The organism is Micromonospora sp. KC723 (genome assembly GCF_004348595.1).
GTDB lineage: Bacteria > Actinomycetota > Actinomycetes > Mycobacteriales > Micromonosporaceae > Micromonospora.
This window is the reverse complement of record NZ_SMKD01000200.1, coordinates 1-7,551: the sequence shown is the minus strand read 5'-3', so window position 1 is coordinate 7,551 and position 7,551 is coordinate 1. Positions and strand designations below refer to the sequence as shown.

Annotated in this window: 7 protein-coding genes; all 7 read right to left on the bottom strand. The window is 73.6% G+C overall.

What is annotated here, in order from left to right; genetic code table 11:
* Positions 1-391 (bottom strand): AMP-binding protein (locus E1165_RS26915; protein WP_165945335.1); only part of this gene is annotated, 391 nt, incomplete at its 3' end.
* A gap of 177 nt (positions 392-568) precedes the next feature.
* Complete coding sequence (locus tag E1165_RS26910) at positions 569-1,786, bottom strand: sensor histidine kinase KdpD (protein WP_165945334.1); 1,218 nt, start codon at positions 1,784-1,786, stop codon at positions 569-571.
* 53 nt (positions 1,787-1,839) lie between these two features.
* Positions 1,840-2,478 (bottom strand): response regulator transcription factor, encoded by a 639-nt coding sequence (locus tag E1165_RS26905; RefSeq protein WP_243705007.1) that lies wholly within the window; start codon positions 2,476-2,478, stop codon positions 1,840-1,842.
* 190 nt (positions 2,479-2,668) lie between these two features.
* A complete protein-coding gene (locus E1165_RS26900; RefSeq protein WP_243705006.1) occupies positions 2,669-4,582 on the bottom strand; it encodes an ABC transporter ATP-binding protein in 1,914 nt (637 codons plus the stop codon).
* Positions 4,579-6,435: an ABC transporter ATP-binding protein gene (locus E1165_RS26895; protein WP_207917050.1), complete on the bottom strand. Its 1,857-nt coding sequence runs from the start codon at positions 6,433-6,435 to the stop codon at positions 4,579-4,581. The genes E1165_RS26900 and E1165_RS26895 overlap by 4 nt, the downstream gene beginning before the upstream one ends.
* Before the next feature lie 102 nt (positions 6,436-6,537).
* Entirely contained in the window at positions 6,538-7,437 is a 900-nt protein-coding gene (locus E1165_RS26890; protein WP_132394520.1) for an LLM class flavin-dependent oxidoreductase, read from the bottom strand.
* Positions 7,434-7,551, bottom strand: a 118-nt coding sequence (locus tag E1165_RS30860) for an FAD-dependent oxidoreductase (protein WP_132394519.1), incomplete at its 5' end; no start/stop codon positions are given. The genes E1165_RS26890 and E1165_RS30860, both read right to left, overlap by 4 nt.

The following is a 7,551-nucleotide window of genomic DNA, read 5'->3' as shown; positions in this document are numbered from 1 at the left end:
GGGTGGGCGGGGCGAGGCCGACGTCCTGCGGTACGTACGCCGCGCCGGCCTTCAGTGCCGCCAGGATCGCGACGAGCATGGGGATGCCGCGCCGGACGAACACCGCGACGTTGTCTCCGGGTCGTACGCCCAGATCGGCGAGGTGGGCGGCGAGCCGATTCGCCTGCCGGTCCAGCTCGCCGTAGGTGATCGTGTCGCCGAGATGCTCGGCGGCGACGGTGTCGGGGCGGGTGGCGGCGTGGCGTTCGACGGCGTGGTGGATGTGGGTTTCCGGCAGCGTCGTGGTCAGCCCCTGTCCGTAGTGCTGGAACAGGTGGCGGTCCCGGTCGCAGAGGTGGTCCAGGAGGGGCGTGGACCACGCCGGGGTGCGCTCGATCAGCTGCTGATGCATCGTGTCATGTCCTCCGATCGACGGGGCGCGGCGCCCACCACGCACACACATCGATGTTTGGGGATATTTCTCAGAACGTTCTTAGAACGCGCGGAGGCGGGACCGGCCACCCCCGACCCAAGGCGACGGACGCCGTACCGTGGTCCGCGCGACGCGCCGCACCACGACCCGGTGCGTTCACCGGTCCCCCGCTGCGGCCCCCGCCGCCGACCTCTGCTCGGCCGGTCTCGGCCGGGATGGCGGCGCCGCGGGCAGCCGTACGGTGAAGCGGGCGCCCCGACCCGGCCGGCCGGCGGCGGTGATCGTGCCGCCGTGGCTCTCGACGACCTCGCGGGTCAGGGCCAGCCCGATGCCGTAGCCCCGTCTCTGGCCGTCGGCGCCTCGGACGAACCGGTCGAAGAGCCCAGGGTGTCGTGCCGGGTCGAAGCCGACGCCCGTGTCCCCGACGCTCAGCTCCACCGTGCGGCCGTCGTCGACCGCGGCGATGCGGATGGTGATCCGGCCCCGCGCGGGGGTGTGCCCGATGGCGTTGTCGACCAGTGCGGAGAGCACCCGTCTCAGGGCGGGCCTGACCCCGAGCACCGGGTACTGTCCCGCTTCCATCCGAAGGACCGCGACCAGCCCGCGCTCCGCCAGGCGGCCTGCTTCGGCGGCCAGCAGTTCGGCGGCGACGTGGGCCAGATCGACCCGTTCGCGTTCGGGCACATGCGACCGCAGCCGGGCCCCGCGCAACACGTCGTCGAGGACCTCGCCGAGTTCGCGGGTGCCGGCCACCATGCGCCGCAGTTCGGCCGCGATCGGCTCGGGCAGGTCGTCCGCGCTGCGCAGCATGAGCTGGCCGCGCGTGTGCAACCGGGTCAGCGGGGCCCGTAGTTCGTGGCTCGCGTCCGCGACGAACCGGCGGCGTAGGTCCAGCAGCTTCGCCACCGGATCGATCGCCCGACGGGCCACCCGGACGCTGGCGGTCACCGCGACGAGCAGGGTCGCCAGGCCGCCGCCGGTCAGTACGGCCACCCATCGCCGTCGGTCCTGCCGTTGGCGGTGTTCGTCGAGGACCGCCTGCCGCACTTCGGTCCCGAACCGGTCGGTGCGTACCCGGTAGACGGTGCCGTTGACCGACACGGTCTCCTCCAGTGGGCCTCCGTCGATCGCGACGGCCCGCATCGAGTCGCGGAGCGGAAAGCCCGCGGGCGCCCCGGAAGGAGCGTCCCAGTCCTCGCCGGACTGGACGAACAGCCACAGGCCGGAGCGGGCGTCACCGGGATCGCCCCGGTGGAGGGCGTGGTCGAGGGGACGTGCGGCGGCACTGTCCTGTTGGTGCCCGGCGGCCAGGAAGACCAGACCGCCGACGAGCAGGATGATGCCGCTGATCCCGACGGCGAGACTCGCCGCCACCGACAGTCGGGCACAGCGCAGAATACGATTTTCGCGGTCCTGAACCGCTCCGGTCATAGGGTGCCGATCTGGTAACCCAACCCGTGCACGGTACGCACGACGCCTGTTCCCAGCTTGCGCCGGAGATAGTGCACATAGGTGTCCACGATTGAGTCGGAGTCGGCCCCGTCGAAGACGTGACGGCGCAACTGGCTGCGGCTGTGCACCGCCCGGGGTCGCGTCGCGAGCGAACGGATCAGCGCGAACTCGCGGCCGGACAGGCGCACGAATCCCCCGCCCGGTAATTGGACCCCACGCAGCGCCGTGTCGAGCCGGGCCGCCCCCAGCGGAATGGTGTCCGCGTCGTCGGTGACACGCCGGCTCAATGCCCGTATCCGGGCCAGCAACTCCGCCACCTCGAACGGCTTGGCGAGGTAGTCGTCGGCCCCGGCGTCGAGCCCGTCGATGAGGTCGGCGGTGTCGCCGAGCGCGGTCAACACCAGGATGCGGGCGTTGACGGCCCGCTGGCGCAGCCGTACGACCACGTCCAGGCCGTCGATTCCGGGCAGCCCACGGTCCACGACGATCACCCGGTACGACCGGGTCAGCCCGAAGTGGAGGCCGCGCTGGCCGTCGGCGACGCGGTCGGTGGGATAGCCCTCGTCGGTGAGCAGGTCAACCAACATCTCGGCAAGCTCGTTGTCGTCCTCCATGAGGAGAAGCGGAGATGAGCCGTTAGTTGAACGCCCGTCCATCTCGACATAGTGGCATCCATGGAGATGATTGTCATGGGGATAGTGGAGAGTTCATCCGTATGGTGAGAGGTCAATGATTTGGAACGACTCCAAACTCCCGTGCGCGCTGTCGACAATTCCGTGGTGGCGCGTGGGGAATCAGCGCGCATTAGTTGGGGCGAAGGTGCACGTCCGGCTCCGGGCCGCCCGCTCCGGCAGCCGTCGGTCGCCGCCCCTCCCGCGCGTACGCCTCCGCCTGGATCCGGTAGAGCGTGGCGTACCGGCCACCGGGGACGGCCACCAGTTCCCGGTGGCTGCCCGCCTCGACGAGCCGTCCGTGGTGCAGGGTGAGGATGAGGTCCGCGCCGGTGACCGTGGAGAACCGGTGCGAGACGATGACCGTGACGGCGTTCGTGCCGGCCGCCGAGCGGCGCGAACGCTCCATCTGCCGGTCGAAGATCTCCTGCTCGCTCGGAGCGTCGAGGGACGCGGTCGGCTCGTCGAGCAGGACCAGCAGCGGCTCCGGGCGCATCGCGGCCCGGGCCAGGGCGGTCTTCTGCCACTGTCCCTCGGACAGGTCCACCCCACCGAGGGCGGCGTCCAGTTCGGTGTCCAGGCCGTCCGGAAGCCGGTCCACCAGTGCGGTGGCGTCGACCTCGCGCACCGCCGCCGCGATCCGCTCCCGGTCCGACAGCCGTGGCAGGTCACCGACGCCGACGTTCTCGGCGAAGCGGGTCGGGAACCGGCCGAAGTCCTGGAACGTGGCGCTGATCCGCGACCGCCAGGTCCGGGTCTCCAGCTCGTCCAACGGCACGCCGTCGACGAGGATCCGTCCGGTGTCCGGCTGGTACAGCTTGCCGAGGAGCTTGACCAGCGTGGTCTTGCCGGACCCGTACTCGCCGACCAGCGCGACCACCGATCCGGCCGGCAGGTGCACGCTGATGTCGGCCAGGGCCGGCCCGGTCGCGCCGGGATACCGGTAGCCGACCCGGTCGAGGGTGATCCCGTGACGCAACCGGGGCGGCGACGGGGCGCTCCCACCGACCCGGGTCCGCTGCGCGCGGACATGGTCGCGAAGCCACAGGTACGGTTCGATCACGCGCCCGGCGCTGGCCACGTTGGTGGTGTAACGGACCCCGGTGTAGACCGACTGCCGCAGCGCGGCGGCGACGGTGACGGCAAGCACCAGATCACCGGCCGAGCCGGCGCCCCGGGCGGCCTGGTGCACGACCAGCACCAGTGCGGCACCGAAACCGGCGGTGAACAGCAACCAGCCCGCCATCCGCCATCCGGCGGCGACCAGCTGGGCCCGCAGCCGCAGCCGCACCGCCTCGTCCCACGCGGCGGCCTGCCGGCGGGCCAGCTCGGCACCCGCGCCCGCGACCCGGATCTCCTTGCCGGCGGCGGGATCGGTGGCCAGGTCGAACAGGTGCCGCTGCCGGCGGATCGGCGCGGCGGCGCGGAGGTCCGCACGGATGATGGCGCTGTTCCCCCGCTGGTCGAACCAGAGCGGTACGGCGGCGAAGACCAGCAGCCACAGCAGCCAGGGGTTCACCGTGCCGAGCAGCAGCAGCATGACGGTGAGTTCCAGCACCGCGAAGAGGACCCCGTTGGCGGACCAGAGGCTCAGGACGATCTCCCAGCCGGCGTTGCGGACCAGGGTGAGCCTGTCCTGGAAGTCGCTGCGTTCCAGATGTTCCAGACCGTCGAGGGTGGTGATGTCGCGGTGGACGCGCGGATTGAGGTCCAGGACGGCGACCCTGCCGATGAGGATCCCGGCGGTGTGCGAGTCCAGCGCGCCGAGCACGATGCCCGCCGTGCCGGCCAGCCCGGCACCCGCCGCGCCGGCGACCGCGCCACCGGCGTCACCGCGGATCATCGCGTCCACGGTCACCCGCAGGGCCAGCGCACCGCCGATGACCGCGGTCGCCATGGCGGCGGGGATGACGAACTGCATGGCGGTCAGCAGCGGGGCGCGGCGCCAGGAGACGGCGAGCAGTTCGGCCCAGAGGAGCAGGTAACGGTACGGACGGACGGGCTTGGTGTCGGGCGCGGGATGACCGGTCGCCCGGCGGGCCGTCACCCGCGTCCGCCGGTGGCGAACCGGCGGGCCTGGATCGCGAAGAGTTCGGCATACCGCCCCCGGCGGGCGACCAGCTCGTCGTGATCGCCGTTCTCGGTGATCCGCCCCCCGTCGAGCAGCACGATCCGGTCGGCGTGGCGGACAGTGGAGAGACGGTGCGAGATCAGCACGACGCTCGCCCCGCCCCGGTTCCCGGCCAGCCGGCTGAAGACCTCGAACTCGGTCCGGACGTCCAGGTGCGCCGTCGGCTCGTCGAGGACCAGCAGCTCGGCCCCCATCCGGACGGCGTAGTGAGCGCGGGCCAGCACGACCTGCTGCCACTGCCCGCCGGAGAGATCCACCCCGCCGGCCACGGTACGGGCCAGCGGCGTGTCCCAGCCGGCCGGCAGCCGGGCCAGCACCGGTTCCAGGCCGGCGTCCGCGGCGGCGGCGTCGAGCGCGACCGGGTCCGGCGGGTGGTCGCCCCGGCCGAGGACGACGTTGTCCCGGGCCGGTAGGTGGTAGCGGACGAAGTCCTGGAAGACAATCGCCAGCCGGCTCCGCCAGGCCGCTGCCCCGAGCACCGCGATGTCCACACCGTCGGCGGTGACCCGGCCCTCGTCCGGTTCGTACAGGCCGGCCAGGAGCTTGATCAACGTCGACTTGCCGGCGCCGTTCAGGCCGACCACGGCGAGCAACTCGCCCGGCCGGATCTCCAGGTCCAGGCGATCGAGGACCGGTCGCCGCGCACCCGGATAGCCGAACGAGACTCCCTCGAAGCGGACCAACGGCGGTCCGACCCGGCGTACCCGCGCGGCCCCGTCGGGGCCCGTGCCGGCCGCCGGACGCGAGGCTCCGCCCTGATCCGGTGTGGGCAGCCGGCTGGCCAGGTCCACCGTGGCGCGCAGGCAACCGACCGCCGCGACGGCCACCCGCAGGTCCTCGGTCCACCCCAGCGCCTGGAAGACGGCCACGCCGCTGACGAGCACGGCCGTGGCCGCGACGACCCGGTCGGATCCCACCGGTGCGCCGGCCCCGCCGGCCGCGACCACCGTGTAACCGGCCACCAGCGGCACGCCGACCAACAGCAACTGGCCGGCCTCGCGCGGGATCGTCCGGGCCAGCAACGCCCAGACCGGAGCCTCCATGGCCAGGGCGTGCCGCTGGATCCGGGCGGTCAGCCAGGCGCCGAGCCCGTAGATCCGGATGTCCTTGCCCTCCGCCGGCGAGGTCGCCACATCCTGCCACCGCTGGCCACGGGCTCCGTCGAGGGTCCCGGCCCGCCAGACCGCGATGCCCCGGGCGGCGTCCCGCTGCCGGAGCACCCCGTTCAACAGGGCGGGAAGCAGCAGCGCCGGCACCAGCCAGCCCGCGTACCGGGCCAGCACCAGGCAGCCGCCGGCCACCCCGACCAGGTTGCCGGCCAGCCGCAGGCCGGCGACGGCACCGGCGCCGGGGGTCTGCTCGGTCCAGTTCTCCGGGTCGGCCCGCGCCGCCCGGATCAGTGCCCGGACCTGCGGGTCCTCCAGTGGAGCGATGGTCGAACCGGCGGCGGCCAGGCCGGCCACCCGCGCCCGGTGCGCGCCGTCGACGCGGGCCGTGGCCAGGAACGCCAGCGGCGCCACCGCGGTGTCCACGACATGCCCGAGCACCAGCACCAGGACGAACACGAGCAACGGCAGCGCCACCGCCGACAGCGCCGCGTCGGCGGGTACCGCGCTCTGGATCCTGCCCACCAGGTGTGCCATCGCCACCGCGCCGGCCGGTGGCAGCAGGGCACCGAGGACGAGCAGCAGCGCCAGCGCGACCGTCAGCGGCGCCCGGGCCGCGCGCAGCGCGACGGCCAGCAGCCGTACGTCACCCAGGATCGCCACCGGTACCTCCTGTCGTTCGCCGGCCCTAGACCGTCGGTCACGTGGGCCAGGTGGTGTGCGCGACGGGCGGCGACCTGCCCGGACCGGCAGCCGCCGAATCGGTCATGGCCGAGGCGGTCCCTGGGTGGCCCACGACCATGCCTGCCGGGGATCGCGGCGCCACGGGTCGAAGGACTCCAGCCACCAGGTGGCCCCGGCGGCCCGGTAACCGGCGACCAGGGCCCGGGCGCGCGGCAGGTCGTCCGGTGGGAGCCGACCTGGGACCGCCACCGTCCATCCGGAGGCCCGGGCCGGGGTCGCCGCCAGGATGGCGACGAGTTCCGCCTGATCCGGTCCGCGCAGCCCGCCGCCGGGTTCGCGCACCATCGGGACCACACCGTCCCAGCGCGCGGCCCGGGCCAGCGGCCCAGGGTTGCTGGCCGGCCAGGTGGCGGCGACCCAGACCGGGATCCGGGGCCGCTGTACCGGCGGCGGCAGGAACACCACCCGGTCCAGGCGTACCTGGTCGCCCCGGTGGCTGACCTCCCGGCCGCTCCACAGCCGGTCCAGCACCGCCAGCGACTCGTCCACCCGCCGGGCCCGCGCGGCCACGTCCGGGTCGAGGCCGAACGCGGCGAAGTCCGTGTCACCGCTGGCGCCGAGACCCACGCCGAACACCAGCCGGCCGCCCGAGACGTGGTCGAGGGTGGCGGTCTCGCGGGCGACCTTCCACGGTTGCCGCTGGGCGAGCGGGGTGACCAGGGGCCCGCCCCGGATCCGCCGGGTGCCGGCCAGGATCGCGGTGACGGCGGTCCAGGCGTCGGCCAACGGCAGCCGGGTGGCCCGGTCGAGCAGCAGGTGGTCCCAGAGGAACACCCCGTCCCAACCGGATCCCTCGGCGGCCCGGGCGAGTCGCAGCAGCCGGGCGGGATCGGCGTAGTAGCCCGCGTTCGGCAGCAGCAGGCCGAACCGCAGCCCGTCGCCGGCCGGCCCGCCCGCCGCCGACGGAGCGGCCGGGCTCACCGGCCCACCCGACCGGCCGCGAGGATCCGCCGAGCCGCCTCCTGCCCGGACCTGACCGCACCTTCCAGGTGGCCGTAAAACTCGGCGCAGCGTTCGGTTCCGGCCCAGTAGACC

Coding starts and splice junctions, on each gene's coding strand:
- E1165_RS26905 (WP_243705007.1), bottom strand. CDS start 2,478: ATGGAGGACGACAACGAGCTTGCCGAGATGTTGGTTGACCTGCTCACC.